General features: G+C 38.1%; 19 protein-coding genes. 6 read left to right on the forward strand and 13 right to left on the reverse strand.

Annotated features, from left to right (window positions below):
- Positions 1 to 361: 361 nt before the first annotated feature.
- The 3 genes from MN204_RS05950 to MN204_RS05955 are packed head-to-tail and all read left to right on the forward strand — an operon-like array spanning position 362 to position 998.
- Complete coding sequence (locus MN204_RS05950) at positions 362 to 619, forward strand: hypothetical protein (protein WP_249870154.1); 258 nt, start codon at positions 362 to 364, stop codon at positions 617 to 619.
- Between the two features lie 42 nt (positions 620 to 661).
- On the forward strand, positions 662 to 799 hold the full coding sequence (locus MN204_RS21460) for an aspartyl protease family protein (RefSeq protein WP_368858647.1): 138 nt from the start codon (positions 662 to 664) through the stop codon (positions 797 to 799).
- Positions 783 to 998, forward strand: coding sequence for a pepsin/retropepsin-like aspartic protease family protein (locus MN204_RS05955; protein ID WP_249870155.1), 216 nt, complete (start codon positions 783 to 785; stop codon positions 996 to 998). Before MN204_RS21460 ends, MN204_RS05955 begins: the two co-directional genes overlap by 17 nt.
- A gap of 289 nt (positions 999 to 1,287) precedes the next feature.
- Here MN204_RS05955 and MN204_RS05960 read toward each other — a convergent pair whose 3' ends face one another.
- The 5 genes from MN204_RS05960 to MN204_RS05980 all read right to left on the reverse strand — a co-directional run bounded on the left by MN204_RS05960 (position 1,288) and on the right by MN204_RS05980 (position 7,997).
- On the reverse strand, positions 1,288 to 1,908 hold the full coding sequence (locus MN204_RS05960) for an NAD(P)-dependent oxidoreductase (protein ID WP_249870156.1): 621 nt from the start codon (positions 1,906 to 1,908) through the stop codon (positions 1,288 to 1,290).
- A 319-nt stretch (positions 1,909 to 2,227) separates the two neighbouring features.
- Positions 2,228 to 3,634 carry a protoporphyrinogen oxidase gene (hemY, locus tag MN204_RS05965; protein WP_249870157.1) on the reverse strand — a complete coding sequence of 469 codons (1,407 nt, stop codon included), beginning with the start codon at positions 3,632 to 3,634 and terminating at the stop codon, positions 2,228 to 2,230.
- Positions 3,634 to 4,569 carry a ferrochelatase gene (gene hemH / locus MN204_RS05970; protein WP_249870158.1) on the reverse strand — a complete coding sequence of 312 codons (936 nt, stop codon included), beginning with the start codon at positions 4,567 to 4,569 and terminating at the stop codon, positions 3,634 to 3,636. Before hemH ends, hemY begins: the two co-directional genes overlap by 1 nt.
- Positions 4,570 to 4,600: 31 nt before the next feature.
- Positions 4,601 to 5,635, reverse strand: coding sequence for a uroporphyrinogen decarboxylase (gene hemE / locus MN204_RS05975; RefSeq protein WP_249870159.1), 1,035 nt, complete (start codon positions 5,633 to 5,635; stop codon positions 4,601 to 4,603).
- Positions 5,636 to 5,825: 190 nt separating this feature from the next.
- Positions 5,826 to 7,997, reverse strand: coding sequence for a transglycosylase domain-containing protein (locus MN204_RS05980; RefSeq protein WP_249870160.1), 2,172 nt, complete (start codon positions 7,995 to 7,997; stop codon positions 5,826 to 5,828).
- A gap of 164 nt (positions 7,998 to 8,161) precedes the next feature.
- On the opposite strand from MN204_RS05980, the gene MN204_RS05985 reads away from it, so the two are divergent.
- Positions 8,162 to 8,665, forward strand: a complete 504-nt coding sequence (locus MN204_RS05985; RefSeq protein WP_249870161.1) for an antibiotic biosynthesis monooxygenase family protein — start codon at positions 8,162 to 8,164, stop codon at positions 8,663 to 8,665.
- A 76-nt stretch (positions 8,666 to 8,741) separates the two neighbouring features.
- Here MN204_RS05985 and MN204_RS05990 read toward each other — a convergent pair whose 3' ends face one another.
- The 6 genes from MN204_RS05990 to MN204_RS06015 form a co-directional block, all read right to left on the reverse strand.
- Positions 8,742 to 9,221: a thioredoxin family protein gene (locus MN204_RS05990; protein WP_249870162.1), complete on the reverse strand. Its 480-nt coding sequence runs from the start codon at positions 9,219 to 9,221 to the stop codon at positions 8,742 to 8,744.
- Positions 9,222 to 9,224: 3 nt separating this feature from the next.
- On the reverse strand, positions 9,225 to 9,650 hold the full coding sequence (locus tag MN204_RS05995) for a disulfide oxidoreductase (RefSeq protein ID WP_249870163.1): 426 nt from the start codon (positions 9,648 to 9,650) through the stop codon (positions 9,225 to 9,227).
- Positions 9,651 to 9,755: 105 nt separating this feature from the next.
- Positions 9,756 to 10,382: a response regulator transcription factor gene (locus MN204_RS06000; RefSeq protein WP_249870164.1), complete on the reverse strand. Its 627-nt coding sequence runs from the start codon at positions 10,380 to 10,382 to the stop codon at positions 9,756 to 9,758.
- Positions 10,383 to 10,418: 36 nt separating this feature from the next.
- Positions 10,419 to 11,471, reverse strand: coding sequence for a sensor histidine kinase (locus tag MN204_RS06005; RefSeq protein ID WP_249870165.1), 1,053 nt, complete (start codon positions 11,469 to 11,471; stop codon positions 10,419 to 10,421).
- 11 nt (positions 11,472 to 11,482) lie between these two features.
- Positions 11,483 to 12,229: a cell wall-active antibiotics response protein LiaF gene (gene liaF, locus MN204_RS06010; protein WP_249870166.1), complete on the reverse strand. Its 747-nt coding sequence runs from the start codon at positions 12,227 to 12,229 to the stop codon at positions 11,483 to 11,485.
- 106 nt (positions 12,230 to 12,335) lie between these two features.
- Positions 12,336 to 12,980, reverse strand: coding sequence for a phosphatase PAP2 family protein (locus MN204_RS06015; RefSeq protein WP_249870167.1), 645 nt, complete (start codon positions 12,978 to 12,980; stop codon positions 12,336 to 12,338).
- A gap of 102 nt (positions 12,981 to 13,082) precedes the next feature.
- Here MN204_RS06015 and MN204_RS06020 point away from each other — a divergent pair, with 102 nt between their 5' ends.
- Both MN204_RS06020 and MN204_RS06025 read left to right on the forward strand, forming a co-directional pair.
- On the forward strand, positions 13,083 to 13,517 hold the full coding sequence (locus MN204_RS06020; RefSeq protein WP_249870168.1) for a ferritin-like domain-containing protein: 435 nt from the start codon (positions 13,083 to 13,085) through the stop codon (positions 13,515 to 13,517).
- A gap of 363 nt (positions 13,518 to 13,880) precedes the next feature.
- Positions 13,881 to 15,062 (forward strand): M20 family metallopeptidase, encoded by a 1,182-nt coding sequence (locus tag MN204_RS06025; RefSeq protein ID WP_249870169.1) that lies wholly within the window; start codon positions 13,881 to 13,883, stop codon positions 15,060 to 15,062.
- Between the two features lie 27 nt (positions 15,063 to 15,089).
- Here the strand turns inward: MN204_RS06025 and MN204_RS06030 are convergent, their stop codons facing one another.
- Positions 15,090 to 16,304, reverse strand: coding sequence for an ABC transporter permease (locus tag MN204_RS06030; protein WP_249870170.1), 1,215 nt, complete (start codon positions 16,302 to 16,304; stop codon positions 15,090 to 15,092).
- On the reverse strand, positions 16,297 to 17,043 hold the full coding sequence (locus MN204_RS06035) for an ABC transporter ATP-binding protein (protein WP_249870171.1): 747 nt from the start codon (positions 17,041 to 17,043) through the stop codon (positions 16,297 to 16,299). Before MN204_RS06035 ends, MN204_RS06030 begins: the two co-directional genes overlap by 8 nt.
- Positions 17,044 to 17,563: the final 520 nt, after the last annotated feature.

Raw genomic sequence — 17,563 nt, forward strand, 5'->3', positions numbered from 1 at the left:
GTCAGGATGAGATCAGCTTAGGCTGGTCTTTTTTTGGCAGAAAGGTATAAAACGTTTTGCACCATCTTTTTTTAAAGGAAGAAGATTGTTTTTGGAGAACGCCTTTCTTAACTCTTATGCCAGTTAGGACCGAATGAGCAATTAAAATTGCAAACGAATATTATAACTATAATAGCAATAATTAAAGCGTATAAATAACATATTTGATCGAAATTCAGGAATATCTTAATTTAAAATAAAGAAAATCTAGTAAATAGGATTAGAAAAAGTGTGTAATAAACTGTTGAATAGGCTGAACCAGGGAGAATACTTTTCAGCAATATCATGTTATAATATTACTAAATATTCTGGAGGTGATTCAATGAAGTGGGAGGATGTACGCCAGGCATTTCCAGATACTTGGGTATTGATAGAAGCAACCGAAGCCTTTACAAATGAACAAAGCGAGCGAATTTTAGAAGAAATAGTACCGTTAAATAAGTTTTCCAATTCTCCAGAGGCAATGAGAGTATATCAAGAAATTCATCGAGAAGACCCTAATAAAGAATTGTATGTTCTGCACACCAGTCGTAAAGAACCCAATATAATTGAAAAGAAGTGGGTAGGTGTCAGGAGATAGTGAAAAAACTAAGAATAGATAATGATTTACTATTGGGTAGACATGGAAATAAAATTTAAGGGAGAATTTCTTCATCTCCAACGTGTATTAGTGGATACTGGCTCAGGTAGTACCGTTATTTCAACGGATTTAGCTGAAACGATAGGCATTGTGGGAGAGGAAAATGATATACCGTGTTAGCGGAGTAGGCGGTTCTGAGTTTGTATATTCAAAGACGGTTGATTTAGTAAAAGTGGGAGACATGAAAACAACAGATTTTGCTTTAGAAATTGGGGCTATGAATTACGGTTTTGATTTAGATGGAATTATTGGATTAGACTTGTTAAGAAATTTAAAAGTAATTATTAATATAGATGACTTAAAGTTAGGTTCGAATTAGATAACAGCAGGTATATTAATACTAGCTGTTTTTTTGTGATCTTTTTCAACAAACGCTTTTCTGAAAGAAGGAGAAGCACCCTTTCTTGTTGAATTTATTAAAGCCCAGGATAGTGAAAGAAGAGATGTTAATTTGTAATATCCCTTTTACTGTAGTTTTTTTGTTTTAATTCATACTTTAGATATTCCAGAAAGGGAGCTTTGTTTGAACAAAGGGGATTGTTGTACCTCAACTCATTTCTTTTTCGACAAACAGGTTAATCTAGCAAGAAGACAGTATAGGAATTTTATTAGTAGGCGATACCTACACGTGAATTGATATAATCACTTGATATTATCTGGTTATATGTAAATTCCGCTGTATCCGGTACGGAAATTTCAGCCCCACTCTCCGGCAAATAATTACGTTCTACACGATATTTACCTATTCTTTCTCCGTCGGGTAAATACGTAGGACAAACAATAGTCCAGTCGAGTGTAGCCTCTTTAAGGATATCGTAAACTTTATGATGTTCTTTCGCTGCACGGGTTGATTTGCGCTTTGATTCACTGGACTGATAACGCAGTATATTTGGTGTAGTTCTACTTTGCAGGATACCTGCAGTTCCTACAGTTATAATTCGTTGTATACCTTCGTTTTCCATTTCTCCAATAATTATTGGCATGCTTTCTGATAGAGTGGTTGTCCCATCCGTATTTAATGCACTAATAACTACATCAATCCCATACATTGCACGTACAATATCAGCTTTATTTAAAACATTACCTTGAAAAACAGTTAAATTTTCATCATTTATTTGTATCTTCTCTGGAGTTCGAACGAATGCAGTAACATGATGTCTATCACGTAGAGCATAAGCAACTATTTGACTCCCTACTCTTCCGGTTGATCCTAAAACTAATATATTCATAAGAATGAGTCTCCTTTACAATTACTTTACTATAAAAGTTATCCATTGTCTTTTCAGGCGTTTTGGATTAGTGAAAGAGGAACTAAGTGACTTTATGATAGAGTACATACCTTAGATATTCGATTAAATAAAAGGTGCTTTAACTAAGCAAGCAGCATACTACATTAAAGTCAAAAAGCTTGAGATTTGAAAAATTCACCTCAAGCTCTTTTTGTGTGCTATTTGCATTGTACTTGTATACTAATTCATATGTTAACATGTGATTTCTCCACGTTAACCGAACTACTTAATCCGTGGGGATTTCCTCTTCTTTCGTTCATCATCCATTCAAGAATGCAATTACTTCTGTGGCGCTTTTTTGGCCGTGTTCAATGCAATCAGGTATTCCTACACCATCATAGGAACTGCCAGTCAAAAATAGTCCAGGTAATTCCCTCGAGGCATCCGCTCGCACTTCGGATACGAGTTCCAGGTGGCCTACGTGATATTGTGGTCTGGCATCTTTAAATCTAGTAATGATGCTGAATTCAGGTTTTGCTTTTATTTTCATTGTTTTATTCATGTCTTTTAAAACAATGTCTGTTATTTCTTCGTCCGATAAATCTACTATTTCCTGATCATCCGGTCTGCCAACATAGCAACGGAATAGTGCTTTGCCTTCCGGTGTCGTGGTTGGCCATTTACGGTGGGTCCATGTGCAGGCAGTAATTCGGTAATTGCTGCTTCGGCTAACAAGGAAACCAGTGCCATCAATATCTCTCTTAATATCTGCTTGATCAAAGGCCATCACGACATTTGCCGTCGACGTGGCAGGAATTTCATCCAATTTATTCAAAAAGTCATATTGGGTGAGCATGCCAGGTACTGCTGTGTGAGGTACAGCCATAATAACAGCATCTGCTTTGTACACTTTTCCATCACTTAATAAAAGATGGTAGCCATGTTCTTTTTTCTCAATATGGTCAACTGCAGTGTTCATACTTATAATTTTGTCATCCAGCTTTTCTACGAGTCCTTTTACCAGTGTTTCCATGCCGTCTTCAAAAGAAAAGAATAAACTTTCCGCCTTTTTACCTTTAGACTGTTTCGGAGCTTTTGGCAATGTTTTTTGTAAGCCCTTTATTAAACTTCCATGCTTTTGTTCAACCTGATGGAACATTGGATAAATTGCTTTCAGACTCATTTTATCGATATCGCCGGAATGAATCCCTGACAATAGAGGATCAATCTGATTATCAACAAGGTCATTGCCGAACCGCCGGCGCATAAACATACCAAGTGATTGGTCACCTTCAACCTTGCTTTTTGGCAAAACAAGATCCATCAGAGCACGCAGTTTCCCTTTTGATGAGAAAACATTGGAAGCCAGTAATGGTCGAATTTCTTTGGGAACACCCATAAATGTCCCTTTAGGCATTTTATGTAATTTATTTTTTACCAACATATAAGATTGTCCAGTTCCATTACGAACAGTCTGATCACTTAATCCGAGCTCTTCAACCAGTTTCACTGCAGCAGGTTTTCTTGCCAAAAGCGAATCGGGTCCAAGATCAATTGTAAAACCATCCCGCTTGATGCTCTTTATTCTGCCACCAAGATGGCTGCTTGCTTCAACGAGCTTCACTTCGAACGGCAGATTTTTTTCGCTTATTTGCTTTTGCAAGTTGTAAGCGGCGGATAATCCCGTGATTCCGCCACCTACAATAACTATTTTTTTTGTGTCCATTATACTTCACTCTTTACTTTGTTCAACACTACTTTTGCAAGTGTTTGGATAAAGTCAGGGTGAACGTTTGGCATTTCAGGACGGTGATAGTTTGCACCAACTTCATCACAAACAACTTTACATTCGTAATCATTGTCATATAAGACTTCCAGATGATCTGCAATGAACCCAACAGGAGCATAGACAAATGAACGATATCCTTCTTTTTCATAAAGTTCGCGTGTAAGATCCTGAACATCCGGTCCTAGCCATGGATCTGGCGTATTTCCTTCACTTTGCCAACCGATTGCATAGTTTTTAATAGCAGCTTTTTCTGCGATAAGATCGGCAGTTTCTCTTAATTGATCCGGATAGGGGTCACCATTTTGCAAAATTTTCTCAGGCAGACTGTGTGCTGATACAATGAGTACAGCTTTCTCACGTTCTTCTGCAGGCATATCTGCATAGATTTTGGTTATGCCATCAGCCCAGAACTGGATAAATCCTGGTTCAGCGTACCAGTCTCTCACAGAATCAATTGTAATGCCGTGCTTTTCGGCTTCTTTTCCAGCACGCTCATTGTATGATTTCACGCTGAATGTTGAATAATGTGGTGCCAAAACGATGGAAACAGCCTCTTTAATACCATCTTTCGCCATTTCTTCTACCGCATCCTCAATAAAAGGAGCGATATGTTTTAATCCGATATAAGCTTTAAATTCATACTCACCTTGCGCTTCATTTAGACTAGATTCTAGAGCGTGTGCCTGAGCTTCAGTAATTTTTGCCAACGGGGAAATCCCACCAATTGCTTTATAGCGGTCTTTCAAATCCTGAAGTGCTTCTGGTTCAGGTTTTCTCCCATGACGGATATGTGTGTAGTACGGTTCGATTTCTTCTTCTTTATTCGGCGTACCATAAGCCATTACTAATAATCCCATTTTTTTCTTTTCCATTTTTTGAACACCTCTTTTGTAAAATTTTCGTCTATCTTGTTGTGTATGAATGAATAAACGCTGTCAACTTTTTCAATGTGGCAGGTTGGATATCTGGCGTTACACCATGTCCGAGATTGAAAACATATCTTCCATGTTGCATCCCTTCATCCAGGATTCCTTTCGTGCGTTTTTCAATGGTTTCCCATTCTGTAAGCAGGATGGTTGGATCAAGATTTCCTTGAACAACTTTGGTCACACCCATTTCGCGTGCTTCAGAGATGGATGTGCGCCAATCAAGTCCTATTACATCTACAGGGAGGTCGTTCCACTCCAGTAGCAAGTGGCGTGCACCCACACCGAAGAGAATTAAAGGTACATTGTGTTTTCTAAGCTCGGAAAAAATTCTCGTCATTACCGGTTTGATGAATACACGATAGTCTGCAGCATTCAGAGAACCCACCCATGAATCAAAGATTTGAATGGCCTTCACACCAGCTTCAACTTGTGCATCCACATAAGTGATGATCATATCTGCCAGTTTGTCCATCAATGCAAACCATGTTTCAGGCTCACGATACATTAACGCTTTTGTTTTACTATAATTTTTCGATGGACCCCCTTCAATCATATAGCTTGCCAATGTAAATGGGGCCCCACTGAATCCTATTAATGGAACTTCCAACTGTTCTTTAGTCAACAGACGAATGGTATCAAGTACATATGGAATATCGGAGCTAGGATTTAGTTCACCGAGTTTTTCCACATCACTGAATTTTCGGATTGGGTTATGAATTACCGGACCAATTCCACCTTTGATTTCGACATCCACTCCCATTGCAGGCAATGGTGTCATAATATCTTTATATAAAATTGCTGCGTCTACGCCGTAATTTTCAACGGGAAGCCTTGTAACATAAGCACATAATTCCGGCTGATGGGTAATTTCAAATAAGGAATACTTTTTTTTCAGTTCACGGTATTCCGGCTGAGAACGCCCTGCCTGTCTCATAAACCAGCCAGGAATATAATCTGTATTTTCACCGTTATATGCTTTTAAAATTGTATCATTAAGTATTTTCGACATATGATCCCATCCTTCTGCACATTCTACTATATCCACTACCTACTATAGCGATTTCGAACAAAACTGTATAGTAAAGGTGACGGTTTGTCATGAATTTGCCTCATTTGTAAGGGTAATTCAAAATTTCTAAGTAGTGTTAAAACCAAGCCTTTGAAGCCGTTCTTTTATCCCATTTCTGGAAGGGAGATCATTACCAGTCAAGTTCAACGATTTCAGATCTTCCCCCTTCCAATTTAGTCAATGGATCGTACGCTACAACATAAAATCTGTTATTACGGAATAGCGCATTGCTGATTGTATACTCTGTTTTCCCGGTCACTTCACCAATCCGTTTATCTATCCCATCATTTTGCTGATAAATACGATAAATAACGCGGTCGTCATCGGAGCCGTCCCATGAAAGTTTACCCCTTATCAGTGAAAATCCGCCAAGTTGATATTCCGCTGTCAAGTTAGTAATCTGTGGGAGAGTGATTGGCCTCGGTAACTCCTCGACATTATCCGGCTTTGTGAAGTCTTCAGACAGTGTGCCACCAGACTGTTTATCAATCTCGGTCAGAATGGCTTTCGTTAAACTTGTCGGATAAGAACTACCACCTGTTAAATAATGATTCTTATCCGATTTGTCATACCCCATCCACACAGCGGACACATATTCCGGCGTATACCCAACAAACCAGGCATCCTTTGTCTGTCCTTCAACATGTGGATGCTGCGTGGAACCAGTTTTTCCCGCCAAAGCTTTGGAGTACTCTCCAGCTGTCGCCGTACCATTATCGACCGTTTCCTCAAGCATCTCGGTCATATTCCATGACACTTGCGGAGTGAAAACCTGCTCCGTATGAATTTCAGCTTCGTAGACCACTTGATCATGTCGATCAATAATCTTCTCGATTGTTGTGGAGTCAATCATTTGTCCGTCCCCAGCAAATGACTGGTAGCTTTGTGCCATCTGTAAAGGTGTCACACCTTTTGTTAACCCGCCAAGTGCTAATGCCAGACCTTCATCCTCAATGGACATACCTAATTTTTCAAGATAGCTCTTGGAATAATCAATTCCAATTTGATCCAATAACCAAACCGTTGACGTATTCTTTGAGGTAATTAAAGCTTCATAGACTGTTACTACATTTGCATAGACATCATCCGAATTGGCAACCGTATATTCACCCATTTGCCGATCTGGAAGGAGTGTAAATGGCGTGTATTTATCTTCCTGCATCATTGCCGGTCCGTATACAGCTACCGGCTTAAATGTTGAACCGGGCTGTCTTTGGACAGTCACACGGTTTAAGTCGCCAAGCTGATAATTTCTGCCACCAATGGCAGAGACGATTTTCCCTGTGCCTTCCTCCATCATGACGAATGCACCTTCTACCCCTGCTGTATTACCAGGAAAGAATTCGTCGTTCTGAAATTGCTCATATGCAATTTGCTGTATATCACGATCCATATTGACTACGATTCGGTAGCCACCTTTTTTCAGTGCTTCCACAGACAGCTGGTGCTTATCGGCAGCTTCTTTCATGACTAAATCAATATAACTGTCCGTCCATGGGGTTGGTTCCGTTTCCTGTAAAACCAACCCAAGTGTCTTTCTTTGTTCAGCTATTCTCGTCTCGGTTGAAATATACCCTACATCTTCCATCGCCTGAAGCACTATATTTCTTCTGTCCAATGCTTTATCGGGATGATTTATCGGGGAATAACCATTCGGAGCTTTTACAAGGCCCGCTATCATTGCAGCTTCAGCCAGAGTGAGCTCCTTCACTGATTTAGAGAAAAAATGATTGGAGGCAGCTTCCACTCCATATAAACCATGCCCAAAGTACACTTCATTCATATATAATTCTAGGATTTCGTCCTTAGATATATTTCTTTCAAGATAAATGGCTGCCATTGCCTCTTTTACTTTTCGTGTCCATGTTTTATCATTATAAAGGAACAGATTTTTAGCCAGCTGCTGGGTAATCGTACTTGCACCTTCTACTTTGCTCATAGCAATAATATCCTTATAAACAGCCCGCATGATTGATTTTATATCCACACCGGCATGCTCATAAAACCTTCTATCCTCAATGGAGATAAAGGCATTTGTTAAATCTTCCGGAATTTGATTCATTGTTATTAGGGAACGATTTTCATTATATAGTTTCCCGATAACCTCCCCATCACGGGTTTCAATGGTAGTTGTTGCGTCGAGCACCATATCTGCTTCATCCACAACAAGTTTTCCACCATATAATATAGTCCCAAACCCAATTAGACCAATTAATAGTAGAGAAACCATCATCCATAGAACTAGTTTCAATTTACGAGGAAGGAAAAACCTTTTTTCATCTTTTTTAGATTTTTTAAACATATGTTCACCTCTACACAAGTACATTACTTATTATACGACATTTTTCGCCAGCGTTAAAGAATATACTCCCTATCATTTAATAATTACTTTAATTAACATATAGTGTAGTTATTTCCGGTATAGGGTAATATGATAATATAAACCAATTTTAAGGGGGCAATTGTATGAAAGCATATATGACAAGCGGCACCATTGATTTCCTGAAAAAAATTGACAACGAAAATCCTGAACTCAACCTCTATTTAATGACCAACAGTGAAGGCGGCATGGCATATTATGAAAATAACGAGAAAAAAATATTCAGTGCTGGCCGTGTATTTGAGGTTGTCATGAAAACTGGTGAGATTCTGGAGGAAGGATACGTCGTCATGAATAATATTCCTGTATCCGATGAAAGTAAACCTGGATTCGAGCACCGCTTTAAAAATCAAAACAATATAGTAGAAAGCATGCCCGGATTCAAAGCGTTTCGATTATTGCGGCCACTCCAGGGCAATACGTATGTGGTTTTCACACAATGGGGATCATCTGCTGATTTTGAGAACTGGAAGGATTCTGATCAGTTCAAGGAAGCTCATAAAAGCCAGGCAGTTAAACAGCCTGCCTATACAAACGATAGGCCATTCCTGACAAAGTGCACCATGTATATTGAAGAAGAAGAGGAATAAAGTAGAACAAAAGCTAGCTGTACATCAAAACAGCTAGCTGTACATCAAAACAGCTAGCTTTGTATATTCGTTTCAGTTAGTTTAAAACATATTCATTAAAAAATGCTTCATATTCATTTTCCGGGTATTGTCCAACCAAACGGGATACTTCTTCCCCATTTTCATAATGTACAACAGTTGGCGTTGATTCGATACCGTATCCAAGTCCCTGCTGGCCAAATTCTAGTAAGTTGAATTTTTTCATATCTACATTCATATCTTCAGCAAGTGGTGCAAGGTATGGCGTTGTATTCAGACAATACACACATTCTGGACTGTAGAAATAAACCGTAACATCTTCTCCGTTACTGATTTTCTCATTTAACTCATCCGGCAGAATCTGATTTTGGTATAAAGGATCGTTCAGCTGATCAATCGTGGATTGCTGCAAATTATTTGTTCCATACGGATTATCACTGTTTTCCAATGCCTGATTATTTTTATAATCAATCACAAAGAATAGAGCAATAAATAATACGACAATTGATCCTATAATAATTAACATTTTCTTCCCCATACATTATTTCCTCCTTTGTTCTTTCAATAACATAACATGTAAGACAAATATTACGATAAATGCTATTCCAGCTAAAAATGGAATCGTAATAAAGCCAAAATAATTCACATAAATGGCATTACACGGAACTCCTCCTGTACAGGACCCGCCCAATTCCTGCATGGCAGGTACTTTTTGAAGCATATAATGGTAAATCGAAACAACCATCCCGACGCCACTTAGAAGTAAACCTGGCAATGCAACTGAAATCTCCTTCTTAATAGCAGCAACACCATAAATTACTACGAGAGGATACATTAAAATACGTTGGTACCAGCACAATTCACATGGGATATATCCCATTACCTCAGAATAGAACAAACTGCCTGCCATAGCCAGAAAGGCCTGTACCCATATAAGAAGCAGCAGATTTTCCGCCTTCTTGGTCATAAGCATTTTCCTCTCTTATTTCTATCAAGTACATTAGTATTATACAAATGCATGGAAATAAAAACAATAAATTATTCTTGGTAGCAGGATTTGACAGCTAGATTTCTATAATAATTGATTTCGATGAACATAGACTGCAGCCTGTGTTCTGTCATTGACTTCCAATTTAGACAGAATATTGCTGACATGCGTTTTTACAGTCTTTATTCCAATGTAAAGTTTATCACTGATTTCTTGATTCGTCATACCATTTCCGATACAAAGTAGTACCTCAAGTTCTCGTTCAGTCAGGTCATCATGAAGTTTTTTTGACACTGTCCGGAAGTTAGACAGCATCTTCCCTGCGACTTTCGGCTCAATTACATTTTCTTCATTTGCTGCCTTTTTGATGGCTTCTGCGATTTCAGGTGCTGAGGAAGTTTTAAGGATATAACTGAAAGCACCTGCTTCAATTGCCGGGAATATCTGCTCATCATCATAGAAACTTGTCAATATAATGATCTTACATGTTGGCAATTGCTCCATAATCTGCCTTGTTGCTTCTATTCCATTCCCATTATCCATAATAAGATCCATCAATACAACATCTGGTTTCAACTCCAAAACAAGGTCAGCTCCCTCATTTCCGCTTGAAGCCTGACCAACAATATCAATATCATCTTCTGTCTGTAAATATGCAATAATACCTTTTCTTACAATCTCATGATCATCAATAACTACTATACGAACCATAGGAAAATCCCCTTTCATATCGTTTTCAGGAGCCGTTTAACATGGGATACGAATATCAATATACGTTCCTTCCTCAGGATTAGAACGGATAATAAATGTTCCACCCAATTCCTCGCTCCGTTCCCGCATTGTTTTCAACCCATAGGATGTCTTTCTTTTCGAGTCCTTCATTACCTCAAAGCCTTTGCCATTATCCTGGATATGAATAAATAATTCGTTTGTTTTTTTAAAAATTTCCACATCCACTTCGGTCGCATTTGCATGTCGGAGTATATTTGATAAAGATTCCTGGATAATCCGAAAGACATGTTCTTCAATGGCATCTGTAAGTTTAAGATTATTATCTACATTCAAATTAAACTGAATCTGGCTTTTTTGTTTCAATTCATCCATTAATTTATGTATCCCTGTCGGTAAGGAGTCTCCGGAAAGGTGCACAGGTCGCAAATGCAACAGTAGAGCACGCATTTCTGTTTGTGCCTGTAATGCTGCTTCGGCAACCTCTTTCATTTGCTTTTTCGCCAATACTGGGTTCTTGTCAAATTGCTTTACAGAAGCTTCTGACATCATTGTTAATGCAAAGAGCTGCTGGCTAACCGCGTCGTGGAGATCTCTAGCTATACGTTGTCTTTCTTCAATGACCGCTGCTTTGTGAGCCGATTTGGCAAAGTCTGCTTTTTCATCCGCCATCCGTTGCAGGGATTTTACTTGATTCTGCAATTTACTCCCCAGTTCATTTAACTCTTCACCGATTCTGCTGAGTTCATCTCCATCGTCCTCAGCTTCCATAAATTTAATGGAAGATTGGTAATTTCCATTTGAGAATTGAGTAATGAGCACAGAGAGGGAATCAAGCTTTGTCTTTAATGATTTCCCAGCATGGTTAAATCCGGAATAAACAGAAAGTACAAAGGCAATAAGTACATATAAAATCGCAAACAGAAAAATGCTTTGAACCGTAAGCCATTCTGGTTCAAACAATACGTGAATGGATAAAAGAATGGATAATAACAGAACAGTGGTCAGGAATAAAATATATAAATGAGAACGTATAAACATATAGCGAATACTTGTGAATTTCTTTTTCATACTTCTCCCTCCTATACTTGATCTATCCTGACAGAACCGGCTTTTAGACTTATATGAAAGTCAATTTTTTTAGTTGCAGCATCATAGTTGCTCGTTTGAAAATTAAGGGTACGATTTAGACCATCAGCTGACTGTCCGAGAATCTTGATATCTCCTGCGTTTACGGAGGCATGTACTCGAAAATCCACATTTTCCGGCATCAGAATATTTATATCACCTGCAAGTGAACTTACAGAAATTGGGATTCTCTTTTCTGGAATAAACGCTTTGGAAAAATCAAAATAAAAGTCTCCAGCCAAGTGTCTTAAATTCATAGGCTCAACTTTCCAGTTCTCATCATTAAAATGATGATCACCGACAGTGAAAGTGAAGCCATCAAAAAAAGATTTATGAGTGTTTGTATCCGCATCATAATGAATTGTAAAGTGTTTGCGGCCAAGCAGTGAAAATCCAATATACACAATTAACAATGGCCACAATTTAAAAACGTCCCAAAAACCGAATACAATCCATTTAAAACTATCCATTAATAAAAGTGAACCAAATATTAGAAAAAAAGATCCAAAAACCCAGCTTCCGCCCCGTTTCCTTAAAAAATCAATGAACCATTTCAATCCAATTGCTATAAAAAAGATTGGATAAATATACTGCCAGGAAACATTAAAGTTGAAATCACCCACTCCAATATTTGCCATTATAAGCATGACTCCGATTGCTATTAAAAAGATCGCAAAAAAATATCGAAAGAAGTTTTTCATTCGTCTGTCATCCCTCCGTCAGGTCTATGTGTTCTAAAGAGCTAATCCTATCATAACTAAAAATCCTTCTAAGCTGAACCATCCAGAGAATGCTTTTCACTCCAACTTAAGACTGGGACCAGTATTTATGGACAAACTCGTAAAAGTAGATGAATCCAACAAGACAGATAAATCCAATTACAAATCCGGCCATAACATCCGTTATATAATGAACATTAATGACATATCGGCTGATTCCGATAAGAAAAATAACCAATGCAAAGAATACTTGTGTCATTAGGATTGCTAATTTTAATTTCATTCTTTTGACCAAAAAATATGCCAGTAATCCATAACAGACCATTGGAATCATTGCATGGCCAGACGGGAAGCTATATCCCTCCGCATTTGCGGCAACAGAAATGCTTGGTCTTTCCCGATTAACTACATTTTTAATAAATATATTTAATAGATGTGTTGCTAATGTCCCTCCAGCAAATACTAGAGCAGCAAACATGTCTTTTATCAGAACCCATAACACAATTGCCATCATAATCACAAATGGAAATAGAAATGATCTAGAACCCAATTCCGTAATGAAGCGAAAAGGTTGATATGCAGCCGAGTCACCCAACGTTTCAACTAATCCCCTTGTCCATCGATCAATATATGGAACACTGTCATTGACAATTTGCAAAATCCAAATCAGTAAAACAACCAAAACGATAAAAAATAATAGAAAAATAATAGATTTCCGTTTGTTCTCCACCATCGATTCCCCCTTGTATTATCATACCTTAATTTAGGTTTCAAAAAAACTGAACGGGGTATTTTATTACTATACAAAATTTTATTAAAGGCAGGGGTAATTGACATGGAAAAAGAATTACAAGATTTAATTGATGGTTTAAATGAAGATTTATCACATGAGTATGGAGCTGCCATTCAATACACGTATAGTGCATCCGTCGTTTCAGGGCTTTACCGTTCTGCTTTGAAGCCATTTTTTGAAGCTGAAATTACAGATGAACTTGGACATGCATTATATTTATCGGAAAAGATTAAATCACTCGGTGGTACACCAACAACAAAAGCTGCAGAAGTACCACAACCGACAGAGGTCAAGGAAATATTGGAAGCAACGCTCCGTTCAGAGTCAGACACAATTGAACGATACGAAAAGCGCAAAAAACAGGCTGAAAATCTTGGCTTGACAGAGCTCGTCGTCAAACTCGAAGATTTAATATCCGATGAGACACATCATAAAGAAGAAATAGAACGTTTACTTGCCGACCCGAGACTTTCTTAATATAGCGTACCTCCCTCTTTTAAGGATGACTGTTTGAACAGTCATCCTTTTTTTTGCAGAAACATATAATCTTGGTAACCATTCGATCTTTTTATAAGGTTTAATAATTAATTTCGCTATGCTAAAGTTGAGTTACATATAAACATCCATAACCAGCTTCGGATCGAAATTATTCCATTTCAAAGTTGATTTCGTACATCACTGAAGTTTTAAAATGGAAATATAAAAGATATCAAAAAAATGTTATAATGAATTTCAATCGTTAATGTGACGGTTTAAAACAGTTGCATAGGCTAGCGAACTGGGTGCTTATCACACAGATTCAATGAAGTCTAACTGGAAAGCAAATTTCAAAAGGAGGAAATGGTATTGCTGAAAAATATACATAAATCAATCGATCAACTATATCCAGAAATGGTGGAGATAAGAAGATATCTGCATCAGCATCCGGAATTATCTTTTCAGGAAACCGAAACAGCTAAGTATATTGCAGATTTTTATGAGAAGCTGCAAATTCCATATGAATCAAACGTAGGCGGAAATGGAGTAATAGCTACACTTAAAGGTGGAAAGCCTGGTAAAACCGTTGCCTTAAGAGCTGATTTTGACGCGTTGCCGATTCAGGATGAAAAAGATGTGCCATACAAATCCAAGGTTCCCGGTGTCATGCATGCTTGTGGTCATGATGGTCATACAGCCACATTATTGACCCTTGCCAAAGTGATGCAGGAATACCAGGATGAATTGGAAGGTACCATCGTGTTCCTGCATCAGCATGCAGAGGAATATGCCCCGGGCGGTGCGAAACCTATAATTGAATCAGGAGCTCTCGACAATGTTGATGCAGTATTCGGCACACATTTATGGTCAACCGTTCCAGTCGGTGTATTGCAAACTTCAACATCTGCTTTTATGGCTGGTGCTGATCGTTTCGAAATAACGATACAGGGGCAAGGTGGACATGGTGCCTATCCACATGAAACAAAGGATGCCATCGTACTCGGATCTGAATTAGTTACACAGCTACAGCAAATTGTAAGCAGAAGATTGGATCCATTGGAAACAGCTGTCGTGACAACTGGCATTTTCCAGGCTGGAAGTGCGTTCAATGTCATAGCAGATCAGGCAAAATTAACTGGAACAGTAAGATACTTTAATACGGGTATTCAAAAAATAATTATTGATGAAATGGAAAAGATCATTAAAGGGATCTGTATTTCAAATGATGCAGACTATACGTTTGATTACATAAAAGGTTATCCGCCTTTAATCAATCATCCGGAAGATGCAAAAATGGTACTTGAGGCAAGTAAAGATATTGTAGAAATTCATACAGCAGAAATCGTACCACCGGTAATGGGCGGGGAAGATTTTGCCTACTATACGATGGAGAAACCTGGAGCTTATTTCTTTACAGGTGCAAATAAAGAAGGCAATCCGTATCCACATCATCATCCTAAATTTGATATTGATGAAAAAGCATTGCCGATTGCAGCAAAAACACTGATTGGTGCCTATTTTGGCTATCAAAATGCATCACGATAAAAAATGGAGCCCTCTCGGCTCCATTTTTTATAACAACCTCCCTTTTATATATCCATTTACAAATCCAATAGTAAATAAAGTTCCTCCTGCAAGAGCAATTATAAAACCTACGTATTCCCCTACTAGTAAGAAAACAAGCGAAAATAATATGGTCTGGAGAAAACTGAGCTGAAAAATAATATTTAGTGCAGCCTTCTTTTTATCGTTCATTTTAACTGGATATAAATCCAGCCAAATATTTGTCCGATGGTGCTGATAAATCGCCATCATCTGAAAAGTGCTTAAGTATAGAAACAGAAGTGCAAACAATAATCTCATCCATAAATGAGGTACGAAATAAATGAATAATCCTCCAAGTACGATAAGACGAAGATACATCCCAAGATAGTCCCCACTTCTAATGAACGAAATCCGGAATAAGTATTCATACGTACTTTTCTTTTCCAAAGGTATTCTTTTGCTAACTAGATCTACAAGCACCTGACGCCTTTTGACACGATTTTTTAGATGCGGAACATCAGCAAACATGTTTGCCAAACGATAAAATGCCTGCATTCGATTCTGATCTTTTTCAACTAACAAATCCCAGACAAGACCAGACTGCTTATTGGAAAAATAATAATCATAAAGGAAAACGGCCACGAAGATGACAGATGTGATTCCAGCAAAAAGCATTTCCCCTTTAATGATAAAGTAGAAGATGACGATATTTATGAGCGTCCTTATAAGCAGATCTGTATTTCTGATTCCTTGTTCCCGCACTTTGAGCATCCACCAGTTCGCCAAGAGATTAGCTACCTTAAATAAGAGCACAACCAAAAGCGTCAGCATATAGACATTGCCCTGCCTGTCCGGATAGGACGCAAAATACAAAGGGCCAAAAGCAGCCGCAAGCAGCAATATTAAATATAGTTGAATGACAAAGCTATATAGAATTGAATTGCGAAAATACGGTCCCATCTTATTTTCAGCGACGATTAGGAAGACAAGATCTGGTTCCTTTAATAAGGTTCTAACCGGACTATAGCTTACAAGCAAACCAAATGTTGCTCCAATAATAAGCGCTGTAGGAAAGTTATCAGGCAGTTCTGCAAGCCATTGCTGGTAGTAATAGGCTGAGGCAGATATGAAGAACAGAATCGCAAATGCCATATGGCCATTAAAAATGTATTTTAAATAACGGCTTGTCTCCTTCAAGTGCTGCGATAACCGTTTTTTATAAAATTCGTGCGAATCAAACATGGCTATCTTCTTCCTTTGTTAACTGAACATATAAATCATCCAAGGTAGATCCGGGCATTTGGAAACTTTCACGCAATTCTTCCAGCGTACCGATTGCTCTCACTTTCCCATCATGTAAAATAACAAAACGATCACAGTAACGCTCCGCTGTTGCCAGGATGTGGGTGGACATGAGCACACCTGAACCATTGTTTTTCATTTCATCCATTAATTGCAAGTATGACTGAATCCCCAATGGATCCAATCCAACAAACGGCTCATCCACAATATAGAGCGGTGGCTCAATTAGAAATGCACACATAATCATCACTTTTTGGCGCATCCCTTTTGAGAAATGGACAGGAAACCAGTTCAGTTTTTTCTCCAATCGGAATTCTTTTAGCAATGGAGATAATCGCTTTTCAAATACGTCCTCTGTCAGACCATATGCCATCGCCGTTAAACGGAGATGTTCATAAAGCGTTAATTCATCATATAATATTGGCATCTCTGGAATATATGCCATCTGATTGCGGTATGTTTCCGGGTTATCTTTAAATGATTTGCCATTTACCAGCACATTGCCTTTCTTTGGCTGCATTAAACCGATTATATGTTTTATCGTAGTACTTTTCCCTGCTCCATTAAGCCCAATCAGACCAACAATTTCCTTTGGGTTAACTTCGAAGGAAATACCATGAAGTACATTTTTATGTGTATACCCACCATACAGGTTATCGATATGTAATAATGATTTCACAAGAGTCCCTCCTCTTTACTACCTTTGATTTTATCATTATTGGGTTACATTGCCAAAGTCAAAGCCACTAAAGTTTTATCCACAAATTCCAGCTCTTGTCGAATACTTCTTCTCGATTTTTAGTATCAGCAAGAATATCGTTATTTTTCAATTTCAGATGTATAAGCATAACGTTTCGGCACAAAATAGAAAGGAAGAAACGAGGGTGTCTCACCGCAACAAAATCTTGTCAAACGTAAATGAGGTGTCAGCGATCGAGTATCTACTTTAGTTTCGTGTAAAAAACACAAAATGAGGTGTTAGTGTTCGATAATTGCTCTGAATTTCGTAGTAAACAGGATGAGGTGTTCGTGTTGGGATACGAATAATAAAACCTTTTTACCAAGTTCCACTTCGGGTGAAATGGATAATTGGTATAACGGTTTTGTAAATTGTGAAAGATTTATTTGCACATGATTTACGATTTGGTCAACAATTCCCACGCATGAGGTGAACAGGCATCCTCTTTCTTCTTAAAGCA

Origin of the sequence: Oceanobacillus saliphilus (assembly GCF_023522835.1) — a bacterium.
In the GTDB taxonomy this organism is placed as follows: Bacteria; Bacillota; Bacilli; order Bacillales; family Amphibacillaceae; genus Oceanobacillus; species Oceanobacillus saliphilus.